At 64.7% G+C, this 18,648-nt stretch carries 11 protein-coding genes and 2 pseudogenes; 4 read left to right on the top strand and 9 right to left on the bottom strand.

Going from position 1 to position 18,648, the window contains the following annotated elements:
- Positions 1-583: 583 nt before the first annotated feature.
- The 8 genes and pseudogenes from cobA to AB2M62_RS05150 all read right to left on the bottom strand — a co-directional run bounded on the left by cobA (position 584) and on the right by AB2M62_RS05150 (position 11,707).
- Positions 584-1,369 carry a uroporphyrinogen-III C-methyltransferase gene (gene cobA, locus AB2M62_RS05185; RefSeq protein WP_404338300.1) on the bottom strand — a complete coding sequence of 262 codons (786 nt, stop codon included), beginning with the start codon at positions 1,367-1,369 and terminating at the stop codon, positions 584-586.
- Positions 1,362-3,959 carry a molybdopterin-dependent oxidoreductase gene (locus AB2M62_RS05180; RefSeq protein WP_404338299.1) on the bottom strand — a complete coding sequence of 866 codons (2,598 nt, stop codon included), beginning with the start codon at positions 3,957-3,959 and terminating at the stop codon, positions 1,362-1,364. Before AB2M62_RS05180 ends, cobA begins: the two co-directional genes overlap by 8 nt.
- A 136-nt stretch (positions 3,960-4,095) precedes the next feature.
- On the bottom strand, positions 4,096-4,434 hold the full coding sequence (gene nirD, locus AB2M62_RS05175; protein ID WP_404338298.1) for a nitrite reductase small subunit NirD: 339 nt from the start codon (positions 4,432-4,434) through the stop codon (positions 4,096-4,098).
- Positions 4,431-6,838 (bottom strand): annotated as a pseudogene (gene nirB, locus AB2M62_RS05170) (nitrite reductase large subunit NirB). The gene nirD and the pseudogene nirB overlap by 4 nt, the downstream one beginning before the upstream one ends.
- A 330-nt stretch (positions 6,839-7,168) precedes the next feature.
- Positions 7,169-8,374 carry a hypothetical protein gene (locus tag AB2M62_RS05165; protein WP_404339817.1) on the bottom strand — a complete coding sequence of 402 codons (1,206 nt, stop codon included), beginning with the start codon at positions 8,372-8,374 and terminating at the stop codon, positions 7,169-7,171.
- 53 nt (positions 8,375-8,427) lie between these two features.
- Positions 8,428-9,629, bottom strand: a pseudogene (locus AB2M62_RS05160) (nitrate/nitrite transporter).
- A gap of 282 nt (positions 9,630-9,911) precedes the next feature.
- Positions 9,912-11,129, bottom strand: a complete 1,218-nt coding sequence (locus tag AB2M62_RS05155; protein WP_404338297.1) for a CmpA/NrtA family ABC transporter substrate-binding protein — start codon at positions 11,127-11,129, stop codon at positions 9,912-9,914.
- On the bottom strand, positions 11,126-11,707 hold the full coding sequence (locus AB2M62_RS05150) for an ANTAR domain-containing response regulator (protein ID WP_404338296.1): 582 nt from the start codon (positions 11,705-11,707) through the stop codon (positions 11,126-11,128). The genes AB2M62_RS05155 and AB2M62_RS05150 overlap by 4 nt, the downstream gene beginning before the upstream one ends.
- A gap of 28 nt (positions 11,708-11,735) precedes the next feature.
- On the opposite strand from AB2M62_RS05150, the gene AB2M62_RS05145 reads away from it, so the two are divergent.
- The 4 genes from AB2M62_RS05145 to AB2M62_RS05130 all read left to right on the top strand — a co-directional run bounded on the left by AB2M62_RS05145 (position 11,736) and on the right by AB2M62_RS05130 (position 15,523).
- Positions 11,736-11,900 carry a hypothetical protein gene (locus tag AB2M62_RS05145; RefSeq protein ID WP_404338295.1) on the top strand — a complete coding sequence of 55 codons (165 nt, stop codon included), beginning with the start codon at positions 11,736-11,738 and terminating at the stop codon, positions 11,898-11,900.
- A gap of 79 nt (positions 11,901-11,979) precedes the next feature.
- Entirely contained in the window at positions 11,980-13,350 is a 1,371-nt protein-coding gene (locus AB2M62_RS05140; protein WP_404338294.1) for a 50S ribosomal protein L11 methyltransferase, read from the top strand.
- Positions 13,351-13,464: 114 nt separating this feature from the next.
- Positions 13,465-14,223 carry a hypothetical protein gene (locus tag AB2M62_RS05135; RefSeq protein ID WP_404338293.1) on the top strand — a complete coding sequence of 253 codons (759 nt, stop codon included), beginning with the start codon at positions 13,465-13,467 and terminating at the stop codon, positions 14,221-14,223.
- Entirely contained in the window at positions 14,201-15,523 is a 1,323-nt protein-coding gene (locus tag AB2M62_RS05130) for an ABC1 kinase family protein (protein WP_404338292.1), read from the top strand. Before AB2M62_RS05135 ends, AB2M62_RS05130 begins: the two co-directional genes overlap by 23 nt.
- Before the next feature lie 71 nt (positions 15,524-15,594).
- Here the strand turns inward: AB2M62_RS05130 and AB2M62_RS05125 are convergent, their stop codons facing one another.
- Entirely contained in the window at positions 15,595-18,621 is a 3,027-nt protein-coding gene (locus tag AB2M62_RS05125) for a TonB-dependent receptor domain-containing protein (protein WP_404338291.1), read from the bottom strand.
- Positions 18,622-18,648 lie beyond the last annotated feature (27 nt).

Below are 18,648 nucleotides of genomic sequence, written 5' to 3'. Positions count from 1 at the left end.
CATCGCGCAACGACTGGTTTCAGGCGTCTGCGAAGGTCGCCGTTGTCCGAAATTGGCGCGCTTAACTGCCAGGAACGCACGCCGCCCGAATGGCGGCTGACGCCCGGCGGGTTCAGCGGGTCATCGCGACACCTTTAATGCGGGAGGATGGAGGTGAGCGATGGTGACGTCACGGACCTGGTCCGCGCCCGCCGATCGCGAACCACTAATCGGCGGGGTCTTGCCGTCCCGACCTCCTGTTCAAAGATCGGCCTCCAACAAAGCGCGGTCCGAGGTTTGCCTACGCGTTCGAAGCCGCGCGGCGCATCATGCGCAAAGGCGGACCACCGGCTCCCGCCCTGCCCGATCAAGCTCCGCTAGAAGGCGCGTCTCCGACGACGGAAAGCGAAACAGCTTCGCCACGTGTTCATTTCGGCTCGCCGCTTCCAGCGGAAGTGACTGATGCCTAAGAAGATCCAGCAAAATTGGGTCTTACTTGACTGCCCGGTGGTACGAACGGGACGCCGATCGTACGGCGAAGGCCCAGGCTCCTGCAACATGGAACAACCCGCTCCGGCGCCGGTATCCCAGCCGCGGTATCGCCTTAACAAGCACCCTGCGCTTCGCCCTCAAGCAGAGCGGCGATCGGCGCGTGGCGACGGCTGGCCACCGCTTCGCCGACCACAATTACCATCGGCTTTCCCGGCGCCGTCGATTGGGCGGCGAGCGGCAACAGGTCCAGGCGGGTTTGCACCAATTGCTCGTCGGCAAGGCTCACGTCACAGGCAAGCAGCACTGGGGTCTTGGGATCGAGACCGGCCCCGATCAACTCCCGGCTGATCTCGCCTGCTGCTGCGCGGCCCATATAAAAGACGGTCGTGCAGCCCGGGCCGACCAGCGCAGCCCAATCCATCTCCAGCGGCGCATCCGCCTGAGCATGCGCAGTGACGAACTGAACGCGCCGGGCAAGCCCGCGCAGCGACAGCGATATGGCCGCGGAAGCGGCAGCGGCACTGCCGGCAGTGACGCCGGGGCAAATGCGCGTCGCGAACCCCGCCGCGGCCAACGCCGCGACTTCTTCCATCGCGCGCGCGAAAATGCATGGGTCGCCGCCCTTCAGGCGCACCACGCGCTCGCCGGCACGCGCTGCCGAGATGAGCAGGGCGTTGATGCTGGCCTGATCTTGGGAATGCCGCCCGGAGCGTTTGCCAACGGCGACGCGGCGGGCGTGCGACGGGATCAGATCCAGCACACCGGGACCGACCAGCGCGTCATAGAAGACGATGCTGGCCTCGCCCAACAGCCGCTCGGCCTTGCGAGTCAGCAGATCGGGGTCGCCAGGCCCGGCGCCGACCAGCCAGACTTCGCCCGGCGCTATTACTTCAGCCATTCACGGCCTCCTTTGACTGTCCAATAAGCCGCTGGATGGCGGGGCGGCACGAGCCGCAATTGGTGCCCGCTGCGAGCGCGCAGCCGACCGCTTCGACGCTCGCGAGCTTTTGTTCGGTGATCGCGGCGAGGATCGTCTTCATCCCCACATCGAAACAGACACAGACGATCGGACCGCGATCGGGCGTTGGAGTCGCTGATCGGCCCGCCAGCAATTCGACCGGCATCGGCGTTGCCCCGTCTGAGAGTTGGGCGATCAGCCAGTCGCGCGACGGCAGGCTGCCGGTCCGCGAAAAATAGAGCGCAGCGACCAGGCGCCCATCGTCGATGACCGCGTGCCGCGCCTGGCCGCGCGCGGTGTCGATGCTTTCGATGCGCTCGCCCTTGGGAAGCAGCGCGCGGATCAGCCGCGTGACGTCGCCGTCGCCGGCGAGCTCGACAAGCCAGCCTTGCGCTACCCGGACCCGGGTGGCCCAAAGCGCATCGATCGCACTGGGCTCATCGCGCGCGATCAGGAAGCCGCGCCATTCGACCGCGATCCGTTCGAGCATCGCCGGGGTCGACTTGAAGCCGGGCTGACCCGAATGGGGATCCGCCAACGATCGCGGCAACAGGCCGGTGCGGCCGCCGCTCGACTGGCGATCGGTCCAGTGGATCGGCACGAAGACTTCGCCACGGCGTTGACCGTCGTTGAGCGCCGCGCGGAAGATGCTGCCCCCCTGCGGCGTCGATACCCGCGCCAGATCCCCCTCCGCAATACCCAGCGTCGCGGCGTCTGCGGGATGGATCTCGACCATTGGCTCGCGGCGATGGCTGCCCAGCTTCGGCGAGAGGCCGGTGCGGGTCATCGTGTGCCACTGGTCGCGATAGCGTCCGGTGTTGACGGTAAGCGGCCAGTTGGCGAGAGGTGCCGGCAGCGGCATTTGCGTCACGGGCACCAGCCGCGCCCGCCCGGTGGCCGTGGGGAAATGGCCGTCGGCAAAGGCAGCGCCGCCCCAGCGCCAAGGCGCCATTTCGTCATAGTCGGCGTTCGAAATCGCCGCGTGCCCGCCAATGTCGAACAGGCGCGCGCCATTGTTCTGATACGTCGAGAGGCGGGCATGTTCGCGATAGATATCGGCGGGTCTGCTATAGGCGAATTCGCCGACCCACTTCATGCGGCGGCCGACTTCCTTGATGATCCACCAGTCGGATCTGGCCTCTCCGGGCAGGCCGAACAGGCGACGCTGACGGCTGATCACCCGCTCCGAGTTGGTAACGGTTCCGTCCTTCTCGCCCCAGCCGGCCGCGGGCAGCTTCACATGCGCCAAGCGGCTGGTGTCCGTGTCGGCAACGCAGTCGGAGACGACGACGAACGGGCACTTGCCCAGCGCCTGGCGAACTGCCCCCGCGTCCGGCATCGAGACGGCGGGATTGGTCGCCATTACCCACAAGGCCTTGATCCGGCCTTCGCCGATGCTGCGGAACAGATCTACGGCCTTCAGGCCCGGCTTTGCCGCGACATTCGTAGCGCCCCAGAAGCGCGCCACGCGGGCGACATTGTCCGGCGCGAAGTCCATGTGCGCCGCAAGCGTCGTCGCGAGCCCTCCGACTTCACGCCCGCCCATCGCATTGGGCTGGCCGGTGATCGAGAAGGGCGCCGCGCCGGGCTTGCCGATCCGGCCGGTGGCGAGATGGAGGTTGGTGATCGCGTTGACCTGATCGGTGCCGCGCAGCGACTGGTTGATACCCTGGCTGAACAGAGTGACCGTGCGCGGATGACCCGCGAACAATTCGTAGAAGCGCCTGAGGTCGGCGGGCGGAACATCGCAGCTCCGCGCCACCGACCACAGGTCGCCCCCCTCTCCAACCTGCTCCCAAAAGCCGTCTGGGACGTCGACGTTTCGGGACAGGTAAGCAGAATCTACGATGCCGGCATCGCGACAATGCGCGAGCAGGCCGTTGAACAGCGCCACATCACTGCCCGGCCGGATCGCCAGGTGCAGGTCGGCGTCTTCACAGGTTTCGGTACGGCGCGGATCAATCACGACGATCCTGGTGCCGCGCGCGGCGCGGGCGGCGAGGATTCTTTGATAGGCCACCGGGTGGCACCAGGCCGTGTTGGACCCGACCAGCACGATCAGATCGGCGGCGTCGAGATCGTCATAGCTGGCCGGAACGACATCCTCGCCGAACGCGCGCATATGCCCTGCCACCGCGCTCGACATGCAAAGTCGCGAATTGGTGTCGATATTGGCCGAGCCGATGAACCCCTTCATCAGCTTGTTGGCGACGTAATAGTCTTCGGTCAGGAGCTGGCCCGAGACATAGAAAGCTACGCTGTTCGGCCCATGCTCGGCGATCGTGTCGCGGAAGCGTTTGGCCACGAGGTCGAGCGCCTTGTCCCAGCTGGCACGCTTGCCGTTGATCACGGGGTGCAGCAGGCGACCTTCGAGGCTGGTGGTTTCCCCGAGATGGGTGCCCTTGGAGCAGAGCTTGCCATGGTTGGCGGGATGCTCGGGGTCGCCCTTGATCTCGACCGTGCGCGCGCCGGTGACGGTCGCCGCGATCCCGCACCCAACCCCGCAATATGCGCAGGTGGTGCGGATCATTTCCCGCTCGCCTCAAAGGGAGAGGGTAGCCGAGCGTAGCGAGGCCGGGAGAGGGGCATGCGCGATACGCTACCGACAGGCCCCTCTCCCCGGCCCTCTCCCCGCAAGCGGAGAGAGGGAGAAGACGTGGCGTTGCTCACGCCGCCACCCGTAGCGCACTAGCCCGGCAAATTAGCACCCGCCCGCTGACCACTTTCACCGGCACCACCGGGGTACAGCCCTTGTCTTCCCCCTGCGCACTCCCTGTCGCCAGCGCGATGTTCCAATTGTGCAGCGGGCACGCCACACTATGCCCGTGCACGATGCCCTGGCTCAGCGGCCCGCCCTTGTGCGGGCACCGATTGGCCAAGGCGAACACCTGATTGTCGCCGGTGCGGAACACCGCGATCTCCTCGCCTCCAACGACCGGCACGGTGCGCGAACCGCGGACCGGGATCTGGTCGAGCCAGCCGATGTCGAGCCAATCCGGGGTCATGCAAAGGCTCCTTCGGGTCGGAATTCGGCGAGATGCGCGTGCTGGCGCGCATCGTCGGCGACGCGCTCGGCCCAGGGGTCTTCTTGGCTAAAGCTTTGCGAGAAGCGGAACCGCGCGGCCAACGCGTCGCGGCCCCCTTCATCCTCGGCGATCCGCTCGCGGATATACTCGACGCCGACCCGCTCGATCCACGGTGCGGTCCGCTCGAGGTACCGCGCTTCCTCGCGGTAAAGCTGCACGAAGGCGGCGCAATAGTGCATCGCCTCGGCCTCGGTCGCGACCTTGCACAGGAAATCGGTTGCGCGGACCTTGATCCCGCCATTGCCGCCGACCGACAGCTCGTAGCCGCTGTCGACGCAGACCACGCCGAAATCCTTGATCGTTGCCTCGGCGCAATTGCGCGGGCAGCCGGAGACCGCGATCTTGAACTTGTGCGGCATCCAGCTGCCCCAGGTCATCCGCTCGATCTTGACGCCGAGCCCAGTCGAATCCTGCGTGCCGAAGCGGCACCATTCGGAGCCGACACAGGTCTTCACCGTGCGCAGCGACTTGCCGTAAGCATGGCCCGAGACCATGCCGGCAGCGTTGAGATCGGCCCAGACCGCAGGCAGATCCTCTTTCTTGATCCCGAAGATGTCGAGCCGCTGGCCGCCGGTGACCTTGACCATCGGCGCGTTGAACTTCTCCACGACATCGGCGATCGCGCGCAGCTCGCGCGGACTGGTGATTCCGCCCCACATCCGCGGCACCACCGAATAAGTGCCGTCCTTCTGAATGTTGGCGTGCATCCGTTCGTTGACGAAGCGGCTCTGCTGGTCATCGACATAGTCGCCGGGCAACGCACACAGCAGGTAATAATTGAGCGCAGGGCGGCAGGACGAGCAACCGTCGGGGCTGGACCAGTGAAGACGCTGCATCACCTCGGGGATCGAGCGCATGCTTTGGGCGACGATCTCGCGGCGGACATCATCATGGCCGAAGCTGGTGCATTTGCACATCGTCCTGGCCGCTGCCTCGACATCGTCGCCGAGCGTCAGCGCCAGCAGCGTCTCCACCAATCCGGTGCACGAGCCGCACGACGCCGATGCCTTGCAGCCGGCGCGCACTGCATCGAGCGACTTGTGGCCCCTGACGATGCACGATACCACCTGCCCCTTGGAAACGCCGTTGCAGCCACAGACCTCGGCGGTGTCCGGGAGCGCCGCAACGGCCGCCTTAGGGTCCGCCTGCCCCCTCCCGAGGCGAAGGCCTGGCCGAAGATCAGCAGATCGCGGAGTTGGGAAATATCTTCCTGCCGCTTGAGCAGATCGAAATACCAGCCGCCATCGGCGGTGTCGCCATAGAGCACGGCGCCGACGATGCGGTCGTCCTTGACCACGACCCGCTTGTAGACCCCCCGCGCAGCGTCGCGCAGGACGATGTCCTCGGCGCCATCGCCACCCGAGAAATCGCCCGCCGAGAACACGTCGAGGCCCGCAACCTTGAGCTTGGTCGAGGTAACCGATCCGCGATAGCCGCTCGGCTTTTCCACCAGCCCGTCGGCGAGCGCGCGGCACATGTCGAACAGTGGTGCGACCAGGCCATAAACATTGCCGTCATGCTCGACGCATTCGCCGACTGCGAGCACCGCAGGGTCCGAGGTGACCATATGATCGTCCACCTGGATTCCGCGCCCGACCGCCAGCCCGGAATCGCGGGCGAGCTTTACGTTGGGGCGAATGCCGACCGCCATCACCACCAGGCTCGCCGGGATCAGCGTGCCATCCTTGAGCCGCACGCCCTTGACGTGCGTGTCGCCGACGATCTCGGCGGTGTCGGCGCCGGTCAGGATCGTCTGGCCGCGCGCTTCGAGCGCGGTCTTGAGAAGCCAGCCGGCGGCCTCGTCCAGCTGGCGCTCCATCAATGTCGGCATGATGTGGAGCACGGTGACCTTCATGCCGCGCAGCGTCAGGCCGTGCGCGGCCTCGAGCCCGAGCAGCCCGCCACCGATCACCACGGCGTCACCGCCCGCATCCGCGGCGGCGAGCATACGATCGACATCGGCCATGTCGCGGAAGCTGATCACGCCGTCGAGCTTGTGGCCGGGCACCGGAATGATGAACGGATCCGAGCCGGTGGCGATCAGCAGCCGGTCATAGTCGACCGAGCGGCCCGAAGCGGACAGGATCCGCTTCGCCCGCCGATCGATCGAAATCACCGGATCGCTCTTGATCAGTTCGATCGCATTGTCGCGATACCAGTCCTGGCCGTTGAGGATGATGTCCTCGAACGCCTTCTCGCCCGCCAGCACCGGCGAGAGCATGATCCGATTATAGTTCACATGGGGTTCGGCGCCGAAGATGGTGATGCGGTACCGCGCGGGATCGCGTTCCAGCAATTCCTCGACCGCGCGGCACCCAGCCATGCCGTTGCCGATCACCACCAGATGTTCTGGCGGATTTTCCCGCCGCGGCGGGCCCTCTGGCCATCCACCCGCTTCGCCACTCCAGTCGTTCCCCGAAAGCTCCATCTCGCCTGCTCCGAAACGCAAAAAAGCCGCCATGCGGGACACCTTCCGAAGAAGGCGCCCGCATGGCGGCTTTGCCAATCACCCTGGACGGTGGAACCGCCCGATGCACCGCCGTCTCCCGTCCCTGGAAGCCGCGGCTATGTCTTGCGCGGGCGGCACTGCCCGCTGAGTCGGATGATGCGGTCTGGCGACGTGCGATTCAAGCTCTTTTTGCGCCGCAACACGTTACCATGCCCAATCGAGCTGCAACCATGCCTTTCGTGTGTCGGTCGCGAAGCGATCCGCGCCATAGTCGGCATAGCGCGCCGCAAGCGTGTAGCGTCCCAGCTTGGCGCTCGCCAGCAAGTCGATCTCATTGCCATAATGACGACTCAGCCGATCGCTCTCGAAGCGGTGATATTGCGCCAGCAGGGTCAGCGCCTTGAACCGCCCGGCCGCCGGCTGATTGTAGCCCAGCGTACCGAACAGATCGCGGACGCCGTCTGGCGGATTGGGTGCGAACTTGCTCGCCCAGCCCTGGAAGCGGAAGCTGGTGCCCACCGGCATCTGAAACGAGGTCAACGCGACGCCGTTCGAGGCGCCGAGCACCTCATAGGTCGCGCCGATGCGGACGCGAGCGATGTCGAGCGCGGCATCGGCCTGATAATAGCGCGCCGCATAGTCATTGGGGTTGCGCCGATATGCGCTCTGGCGCGCGAAGCTTGCGGCGTAACTGAGCTTCACATGCGGCGCGAGCGGCCGGGTGCCGGCGAAGCGCACGCCATAGCTTTGGCTCGACAGTCGAAAACCCTGCACTGCCGCTTCGTCCTGGTCGATCAAATAGGCGAAGCCGGTGAGCGTGCCGATCGACGTGGCATATGCCAAGTTGGCGAAAACATTGTCGCCGGAGATCGCCGTCGGACGCGCGCCCTGGCCATCGACTCCCCAGACCGTCCGCACGCTCCAGGCATAGGTGATGTCGGCCTTGAGCTTTGGACTCGGAGTCCATTCGGCGCGCACCGCGTCGAACGCCTGTCCGTTCTGGCGAAAGGCCGAGCCTCCCACGAACCGCTCGTCGTCGAGCATGATTCGCTGCCGGCCGGCGGTCAGCACCAACTGCTTGTCGCGATATTGAAACTGCGCGCGGTAGAGGCCGATCGTCTCGGGATCGGCGATCAGGGGCCGAGTTGCCGCGCCGTGGAGCCCGTCATAATAATGGTCGCCGATCGCCACGGTGCCCTCCGCTTCGACCAGCGCGCCGATCCTGCCGCGGATTGCCGAAACCCCCGCGCGCACGCGCGCAGTGACGGCCTCTGAGCCCTGCGCCAGCCCGTCTTGCTCGGTATGTTCACCGCGCAGCCGCACTTCGGCCAGCGGCTTGACCCGGATTTCCTGCGCGGCTGCCGGCGTCACGCTCAGCAGCGCCAGCCCGGTACATAGAATGCGTTCCATCATTTCGCCCCCGTCCGTTTCCCGCGGGCCGTGCCCGCGGGAACACCCCAACATCAGATACGGACGGTGCCCGCCGCGTTCCAGTTTTTCCGCCAGTGCCCCTTGACGAAGCTCAGGCCGGCGAGCGCGACCACGGCCAGCCCGGCGAAGATCAGGAACCCCGCGCTGAAGCTGCCGGTGAGTTGCTTGGCAAAGCCCAGCGACGAAGCAAGATAGAAGCCGCCGATGCCTCCGGCCATGCCGACCAGCCCGGTCATTACGCCGATCTCCGCCTGGAAGCGCTGCGGGACGAGCTGGAACACCGAGCCGTTGCCGGTCCCGAGCGCCAGCATCGCAATCACGAACGCGGCAAGCGCCGCGCCCACCGTCGTGACGACGCTGACAGCAGCGAGCGCCAGGGCAGCGACAACATAGACGATCGACAATGCCTTCACGCCGCCGATCCGGTCCGCCAGCGCCCCCCCAGCGGCCGCACCAGCGAGCCGGCGAACACGCACGCCGCGGTGCAATAGCCCGCCGCGACCGGAGACAGCCCGAAGCGATCGGTGAAGTAGATCGGCAGCGAGGCCGCAAGCCCGACGAACCCGCCGAAGGTGACCGAATAGAAGCCCATCAGCCACCAGGCATCGGCGGTCTTGAGCAAGTGGATATATTCGACCAGCCGCTTTGGCGCCGGCGCGTTTGGCGCGTCCCTGGCGATCAGCATATAAACGACGAACACGATCGCGAGCGGGATGCAGGCGAGCCCCAGCACCGCGTTCCAGCCAAACATCTTGGCGAGCACCGGGGCAAAAAATGCGGCGAGCACGGTGCCCGAATTGCCCATCCCGGCAAGCCCCATCGCCTTGCCCTGATGCTGCGGCGGATACCACCGGCTGGCGAGCGGCAGCGCCACTGCGAAGCTGGCGCCGGCAAAACCGAGGATGCAGCCGAGCACAAGCGTGCCGGTGAAGCTATGGACGCCGAGTGCCCAAGCAGAGAACAGCCCTGCGATGACGATGATCTGGGTGATCGCTCCGGTGCGCTTCGGTCCTATGCGGTCGACGAGAAGGCCGACCACGAGCCGAAGGACGGCGCCCGCAAGAGTTGGGGTGGCGACCATCAGCCCTTTCTGTGCCGGGATCAGCTGCAGATCCTTGGCGATTTCGGGCGCGAGCGGCCCGAGCAGGACCCAGACCATGAAAGCCAGATCGAAATAGAGAAATGCCGCGAGCAACGTCGGCGAATGTCCGCTGCTCCAGAACGTTGAGTTCATCGCCCGAGCCGGCCTCGGATCGACGTCCGCGCCGCCGCCGGCATAAGCAAAGCCCTCCCGCATCACTTCCGCAATCTTCATGGTCGCTCTCCCCGGTGCCGCGCAGGCACGAAAAAGCCGCCTCCGACCCGCCGCCTGGAAGCGGTGATCGGACAGCGGCTTTGCTGTCGTCTGATGAAATGCCCTGCCTTCATCGGCAAAACATCTCGCTGACGCCACCCGTCCCCTGGGCGACGCTTATAGGCTGCGCGGATCGCGGTCGCTTCGCAAGTGCAAAATTGTTTAGCGAGAAATCGGGGTTTCGAGGCTCTTGAGATAAACCGAAATCGCCTCGGGATCAAAGGTCTTGCCATCAAAAAACCGGTCCGGTGCAAGGGTTAAGCTGCCGCTATGGCTACCCGCACGGAGCGGCTCGCTCAGCGCCCCCTCGACCTTCATGCTCGCCCCCGGCATCGGCGTTCCGGCGCCGGCGAGTGCCCTGCGATACAAGTCGGAACGGAACACGCCAGCTGCCGCGCGCTCCGAGTCGGGGCTTGCCGCGACCATCCCCCAGCGGACGAACTGTGAGTAGATCCACAGTGCCTGACTTCGCCAAGGGAAGTTTGCTGCGCCGCGGTTAAACACCATGAAATCGGGGATTTCGACGGGCTCCGAACCCTTTTGCAGCGGCATTCGGCCGGCAAGCGCCTGGGCGATTAGCGGCGCGGGCCGGCCGACGAATTCAGCCCGTGCCAGCAATGTCGCCAGCGCATCGCGATTGGCGGGATCGTCGCACCAGGAAGCGGCCTTGGCGAGCGCACGCACCAGTCGATCGAGCGCGTCGGGATTGGCCTGCGCCCAGTCCGCACGCGTCGCCAGGACCTTCTCGACGCCGCGTTTCCAGATCGTCGCGCCAGCGGCGGCGATCTCGCCCAGCCCCTCGTTAACCGCGACGCTGCTCCACGGTTCGCCGGCGATGAAGCCGTCGATCTCGCCGGCGCGCAGCGCCTCGGTCATCAGCGATGGCGGCAGCACGCGCAGCGTCACGTCGCGGTCGGGGTTCACCCCGGCATAGCCGAGCCAGTAGCGCAGCATCAGCGCATGGCTGGAGAAGCGATGGACGATGCCGATGATCGGCTTGCGATGGTGCAACCCGATCGCCGCCGCGAAATCGTGCGCGGTGGCTTCGGGGTCGTCGACCCGATTGCGCGGATCCGGGTCCAGCGCCGCCGCGAATTCTGCCGACAGCGTCAACGCATTGCCATTGTCGTTGAGCTTGAACGGGGCGGCGATCGCGCACGGCGTCTGGCTCAGGCCGAGCGTTACTGCCACTGCCAGCGGTGCCAGCAGGTGCGCGGCCTGGACCTGGCCGTAAACGAGCCTGTCGCGCACCGTCGCCCAGCTCGTGTCGCGCACCAGGGTGAGCGCCAGCCCCTCGGCCTCGGCAAAGCCCAGCTCTGCGGCGACCACGATGGGGGCGCTATCGGTCAGCGGCAGGAAGGCAATCGAAAGCGGCGTCATTCCTTGCCTCCCAGCAGTCCGGCGGCGGTGATCAGCGCGTCGGCAACCTCGGCGATCTTGCGGCCCTGGTTCATTGCGGTGGTCCGCAGCAGGGCATAGGCTTCGGCCTCGCCCAGCTTGCGGCTTTGCATCAGGATCGCCTTGGCGCGGTCGATCGTCTTGCGCTCGGCCAGTTCGCTGCGGGCATCATCCAGATCGGCTTGCAGCTTGGAAAAGGCATGAAAGCGCCGGATCGCCAGATCGAGGATCGGCTTCACCCGCTCCTTGCGCAGCCCATCGACGACATAGGCCGAAATTCCGGCGTCGATCGCCGCGCCGATCATGTCATCATCCGATTGGTCGACGAACATCGCAATCGGCCGCGCCAGCGCGCGGCTGATGGCAAGCATCTCCTCAAGCGAATCTCGGCTCGGGTTGCCGAGATTGATCAGCACCACGTCCGGCGCCATTCGTTCTAGCCGCGCGACAAACGCGCCTTGCGCCAGCACCACCTCAATATCGTCGAATCCAGCTTCGCGCAGCCCTTCCTCGAGAATGGTTGCCCGCAATCCGCTTTCGTCGATGATCGCAATGCGCAAATAGAGCCCTCCGAGTGCGGAGCAAACTATGCTGCAGGTGCGAGCGATCTACAAGGATGGCTTGGCAGCACGCGCGGCATTGCCGGCCGGCGGCGCTTTTGCCGAGTTGCTCGGGACATTCTTCGACTGGAGTTCACAAAGATCATGCCTGGCGGGAAGCGTGACGGCGGGTGCGTTCCACAGCGGCAAGTGACAGGGAGGCTATCGCGGTCGCCCGCGACTGGCATATCGAGCAAAACGCGCCTCGACATCGATATCGTAAGGACAATAACGTGACCGACCAGGCTTCCCGTGACCGCATTATCGAGGCACGCGCAGCGCTCGCCGAAGCGATGGCGCTGCACGAACAGGGCGATCTCGAGGCCGCGGAAGCGGGCTATCGGCAAGTGTTGGCGCGCGGCTACCGCACCACCGAAGTCCTGCCGTTGCTCGCGGGCCTGCTCGGGCACCTCTCGCGTGCCGAGGACGCGCTCGCCGCCTGGGATGCGCTTCTCGCGATTGAGCCCGATCATGCCGTGGCGCTGCATGAAAAGGGGCTGACGCTGCACTGGCTCGGCCGCACGCCCGAAGCGATCGCCGCGCTCCAAAGTGCCTGCGCCATTGATCCTGACAATCCGATCGCGATCGGCAATTTCGCGGTGGTCCTGGCCGATGCAGGACGAAGCCTCGAGGCGATCCGGCATTTTCGCCGCGCGCTCGCCCTGCAGCCCGACAACCTCCACCTGCGCCACCAAGTACGACGGCTCGGCTCGCGGTCGGTGCCCTTCTGGCACATCCCGATGATGAACGACGCGCCGCGCAACGATGCGTTCGAGGCAGCGATCAAGGCTGCGGTCGGCCTCGCAGGTCCCCAGGCGCTTGTGCTCGATATCGGCGCCGGCAGCGGCCTGCTGTCGTTAATGGCGGCGCGAGCCGGGGCACAGAAAGTGGTGGCATGCGAGATGGAGCCGATGATCGCAGAGATGGCGCAGCAGATCGTCGCCCAGAACGGGTATGCCGATCGCATCATCGTCCACGCCAAGCCTTCGACCGAGCTCGCGATCGGCGCGGAGCTCGATGCTCCGGCCGAAGTCCTCATATCCGAAATCCTCTCGAGCGATCTGCTGACCGAGAAAGTGCTCGACACATTCGAGGACGCCCATCGCCGCCTGCTAGCGGCGAACGCCGTGGTGATACCGCGCGCGGCAAGCGCGATGGGATGCCTGGTGACGAGCGAGAACTTAGCCGACTACACATTTGTCGGTCAGGTTTCGGGCTTTGACCTTTCCGCCTTCACCGCCTTCGCGCCGCAACGCTTGCCGATCCACGGCACGATGACTGGCTGGAAGCGGCTGTCGGACGATGTGGAACTAGTACGCCTCGACCTGCAGCAAAAGAAGCACGACGCCGTGCTCTCCCGGCTGCGCATTCCGGTTACCGCGAGCGGGCCCGCCATCGGCATCGTCCAGTGGATGCACATCGATCTGTGGGAAGGCGTGTCGTTCGACAATCACCCCGATCACTATGCCGATGGCGGCTGGCTCCAGGTGCTGCACAGCTTTCCCGAAGTGATCGACGTGGCGGCCGGGGAGACGCTCGACATCGCCGTCGGGCACGACCGGATCACGCTGATCCTGCTGCCGTTGGCCGAGGACCATGGGTAGCGCTTAGCTGGACTTCGGCATCAGCGTGAGATTGGCAATCTGGGATAAGTCGATCATCGGGATATGAAATAAGACAAATCTCATGTCAAATCGCGTTCAGACGGAGATTTTGTCATGAAGGAAGCTGTTATCGAGCGGGGTCAGGATTATCTCGCAACTATAAGATCTGAGCAATATGTAGAGCTTACTCCCGATCTTTTAGGAAAAGGTGCGAATCTATTCAGCGAATTCGTTACCTTGATCGGCGCGCCGTTGATCCCACCGGTCGGCAATGCGGACACGATCATGGAGCGCCTCGACGATGCCACGCCGGGCAAGCCCGTCCGGACGCGGATCGTCGCCTTCGCAAACGTCAGCGCCGCGCCCGTCCGGATCGAAGGCGATAGCGCGATCGCCGGATGGTACGATCTCTATGTGACGCTTTCGCCCACCAGGGATTCGACGGGAGAAACCGTATATACGCCGCACGACGAAGGCGGCGGCACCTTCGAAAGCAAGACCGAGTTCTGGCCGATGTTCGAATTGCGCCCGCTGGGCGGCGGGCCGTCGATCTTCATCGACAGCGGCAGCCAGAAGGTGCCCGGTTTTCCGATGAACATCGGAAGCTCGGGCGGCCGCTGGACGCGCCGGGCGCCCACCGAGCAGGCGGTCGCCGGCTTTCGGGCGCAGCCCTTCTTCTACGAGGACGAAGTCGTCATCACCGCGTCGAGCCGCGGGCAATTCTCTGCGCTGGTCCCGCTCACCTTTGACGGGCCGACCATCGCGAAATGCGCCAAGGCCCAGGCCGAGCTCGTCGATTCGGAACGGATCGGCACCTATGGGCGAAAGGATTTCGGGCTGACGAAGCTCGATGCCAATCGCGAGCAACGCTAGTCAGGTCTTCGCCTCCTCGTTCCGTGCCCTCGGCAACGCGCTGGGCACGGCGCGAAGAGGCTGCGCCCTGATCTTCTGGACGGTCACGGGGCTCCTTGCCTTTGCCGCGCGTAACGCGGCAAACGCGCGCCAAGCATATCGCAAACCTTCCAAAGTGATCGCCGCCGAAGAACTGGTCCTCTTCGCTCGGCGCGCAGGCGGCGCGTGGGCGAAGATTCTCCAGATTCTGTCGACGCGACGCGATGTCGTGTCGGAGGATGCTGCCGCAATTCTCGCCACCGTGACCCAGCAAGTCGGCGGCAGGGAGCCCCCCAACGTCCATCGTCGAATTGCCGACCACCTCCAATTTCGTGGCGTGGATGTACAACACCTCAGCATCCAGCCGATCGCCAGCGGGTCGATCGCGTTCGTTTACAAGATAACCGCCGCCGGTCTGGATTTTCCGCTCGCGCTGAAGCTGCGTCGGCCCGGAATCATACGAACGCTTGCCCGGGACTTCGCGCTCCTGGGACACGCGGCCAACTTGCTGCGGCGGTTCCCCGCCCTTGCGCACCTTCCCCTGCCCGCAATGGCCCGATCGTTTTCCGAGACGATCGAACGTCAATCCGATTTCTCTCTGGAAGCCGCCTATATCGCCCGTTTCGGCGATAAATTCGCCCGATCGAACTGCCGCATCGCGCGGGTGATCCCCGCCCTCTCCAGCGAGGACATGCTGTTCATGGCGTTCGAGGAGGAGCGCTTCGAAATCGACTCAGTCACGCCTCGCTTCGGGATCGGTGCGTACCAAAATCTCGTCCGCTGCGTGTACGAGATGATCTTCGTCCACGGCCTCTTCCACTGCGACGTGCATCCTGGGAACGTCTTTTTCGATGCCAGAGGAAACGCGCTCTTTCTCGATTTGGGGATCGTGAAGGAAATCACGGAAGACGAACGCGAAGACCTTGCCGACTTCTTCCTGTGCATCGCCCTGAACCGGGGCAAACGCGCCGCCGATACCTTGCTGGCCAAGGCGACAACCATCCCGCCCGGCATCGACAGGGCGCAATTCCGTCGCGAAATTGCGGATGTTGTCCGCCGCTCCTCCGGCCTCAAGGCCGGGCAGTTCAGCGCCGTTAGCTTCGTCGTGCAATTGTTCGATGTGATGCGAAGCCACGGCATCGTCGGAACCGCGGATTTCATCTGGATGATCGCGGTCCTCGTCACTCTGGAAGGACCGGTAAAGGCTGCCTATCCCGATCTCGATTTCCAGCGCATTGCAGTGGACGTGATCACTGCGTCGCGCGGCGTTCCCGTCGAGTAATCCTGGCGCAAAAAAGGCCCACCTTCCGAAGAAGGCGGGCCAGGAATTGCCGCATGGGGTGCGGACAGGTTTTAGAAGTTGAGCGTCGCCCCGACGGCGATCTGACGGCCGAGCGAGTTGTAGCGGGCCGAGATCGTGTTCGCGCGCGACAGGCCGATATCGTACGAATTCGGCATGATCGGCGGGGTCTTGTCGAGGATGTTGTTCGCAGAGATGCGGAACGAGAACCCCTTCTGGACGCGGAAGCTCGCGGCCAGATCGAAGTAGTCATAGGCGTCGATGCGGTAGAAGGTCGTACGGACCGTATCGGCAGACGCGCCGAGGCTTTCCTCGCCCGAATTCGACGTGCGGGTCAGCGGGCCAAGGTGACGCCAATTCGCCGAGAGGCTGAAGAAGTTGTCAGCCGTGGTGTAGGTGGCGCGCAGGTTGTGCGTCCACTTGGCGATGAACTGGCCGCAGCCAGCGCCGCCATAATAGCCCGCGCAGTTGCGCTGGGCGAAGAACGGCGCGTCCTGCGCGCCGGCCAGGGTGGTCAGCGAGCCCGAGAAGTCGAGGTCGAGGCCACCCGCAGCGCCCAGGCCAAGTGCGTACTGCGCCTGGAAATCCCAGCCGTGCGACTTGCTCTTATAGTAGTTGGTCGTGCCCTGGCGGATATAGCCCGTCGTCGGGTTGGTCGTCGGGCTGCTGAAGAGCGTGCCGTCAGCGTTGCGTACGAACATGCTGCAATAGAACGGGTCAGCGGTCTCGGCGCAGCCCTGAGCAAAATACTGATAGTTATTGTAGCCGATCGACTGGTTGAGATCGATCAGGAAGCGATCCGCCGAAACGACCAACCCCGGCAGGAAGCGTGGCTTCAGAACGACGCCAAAGGTCTTAGTGTAGGCCGTCTCCGGATCGACAGTAAATCCACCTGCACGATAGGTGCAGCCTTCCGCCGGGCATAGGAGCGTCGCGCTACCATAAAGATTGTCGGCCAACCCGGTTGCTCGGCATGCCTCAAGCGACGCGGCCGGGGCTCCAGGGATGGTGACGGGCTGCCCGGTTACCGGATTGATCGTTACGCTCGCGGAAGTTGGTGCGCAGATGTCGTTGAACGCAATATCGATGCGGCCGTAGCTGACGTTGCTGCCCTGGAACTGCTCGACGACGGTCGGTGCGCGCTGGGCGCGGTTGATCGAGCCGCGGAAGGTGATGTCCTTGATCGGCGACCAGATCGCCTCGGCCTTCCAGGTCGAGAAGGTGTCCGGATTGCTGCTGTACTTCGACAGGCGGTACGCGCCGTTGAACTGCACCAGTTCGGCGAACGCCTTGTGCTGCACGATCGGCACCTGAAGCTCGACGTTACCTTCCCAGACGTTCTGGGCGAGGTAGCGGTCGGCATCGTCGCTGACCGTCTCGCGCCAGATCGCGTCGGCATGGCTCTTGAGCTGGTCTTCGCGATATTCGGCGCCGAACGCGATCGCCACGCCTTCATCCGCGAACGGGCTCTGGATGCCGTAGGTGCCGAGATCGCCCTGAATGGTGACGATGCCGTTGTAGAGCGTGTTGGTCGTGGTCGAGGTGCCGTAGGTGCCGTCGATCAGATAGTTATATAGTGCGGTGTTGTTGACCGACGAAGCCGCGCTGAACGGATCGAAGGGCACGCAGCCATTGGCCACGTCGTTGACGCAGCTGATCACGCCGTTGTTGTTGACGACGTTGAGCGCGTTGTTGACCTTGTCATAGGTCGGGCCGGCCCAGCTCATCTGCATCTGGTTGCGCGCATAGACGCCGCCGACATCATAGTTCCAACCCTCGGCGAATTCGCCGCGGACGCCGCCAGTGATGCGGACGCCCTGGTTGAGGTAGCGGTCTTCGAGATCGGGCACGCCGGTCATGCGATAGCGCAGCTCGATCGGCACCTGCGTCGCAGTGCCGGCATTCGCGCCGCAGATCGTTGCCGACTGCGCAGCCGACATGAACGGATTGTTGCAGCGAATTTGATAGGCGCCGTCCGAATAGGCGGTCGAGCTGTAGACGCGTGCCGGATAGAGGTTCACCGACTTGTCGCGGAACCACATCGCATTGGCATAGACTTCGGCAGCGTCGGAGATCTTGAACGACGCGAAGCCGCCGGCATTCCAACGCTCGTCGGCGCGCTGGAACGAATAGCCATCATACGGATTCGCTGCGACCGCGGTCGAATAGGGCACGAAGGTGCGCGTGCCGTTGGGGTTGTTGACATAGGCGTTGCCGGCATTCGGGCCCGACTGCGGCGAGACGTAGCCGTTCTGCGTGTAGCTCGAGATGCTGCAGCTGAGCGGGCCATCCTTCGCGCCCTCCACGAGCTGGCAGCCCGAGGTCTCGCGCGCGCTATAGGGCACGAGGTCCGACTTGCGATAATTGACATAGGCCGAAACGTGCAGGCGATCGTCGAACAGCTTCTTGCCGGCGGTCAGCGACAGGTCGACGCGGCCGCCATCGGTGACGAAGCCGTGGCGCGGCTGGGCGAAGCCATATTGGCTGGCGACCTGCGAGACGAGGCCAGCCTTGTTCTCATGCGCGTAGAAATTGTAGTTCGCGTTCGCCTGGATACCTTCGAAATTGTTATCCATGATAAAGTTGACGACGCCGGCGACTGCGTCCGAACCGTAGACGGCCGAGGCGCCGCCGGTCAGCACGTCGACGCGCGAGATCAGCGCGGTCGGGATCATGTTGGCGTCGAGGCCGTTCATCGTGCCGAGGCGCTTGCCGTCGACCAGGACGAGCGTGCGCTCGAAGCCGAGGTTACGCAGCTTGATGCGCTGGCGGCCGTCCGAATCCTGGTAGTTCTGCTGGCTGTCCGGCGCGATCGACGGAATGCGGTTGAGCACTTCCTCGATGTTCACCGCGGCCTGGGCGCGGATCAATTCGGCGGTGACCGAGGTGATCGGCGACGCTGCAGCAGCGTTGGGGCGGGTGATGCGCGAGCCAGTGACAACGATCGCGGTATCTTCGGGCGCGGAATCGGCACTCTGCTCGGCCTGGTCCGCGGCGGTCTGGTCCTGTGCCATTGCAGGGACCGAGAACAGCCCCATCGCGCAGGTCGACGCCAGCAACAAACTATTCAACTTCTTCATCGGCTTTTCCCTTATTGAGTCCCTGAT

The sequence above is a fragment of the Sphingomonas sp. MMS12-HWE2-04 genome (genome assembly GCF_044881185.1).
GTDB lineage: Bacteria > Pseudomonadota > Alphaproteobacteria > Sphingomonadales > Sphingomonadaceae > Sphingomonas.
This window is presented reverse-complemented; position numbering and strand designations above follow the sequence as displayed.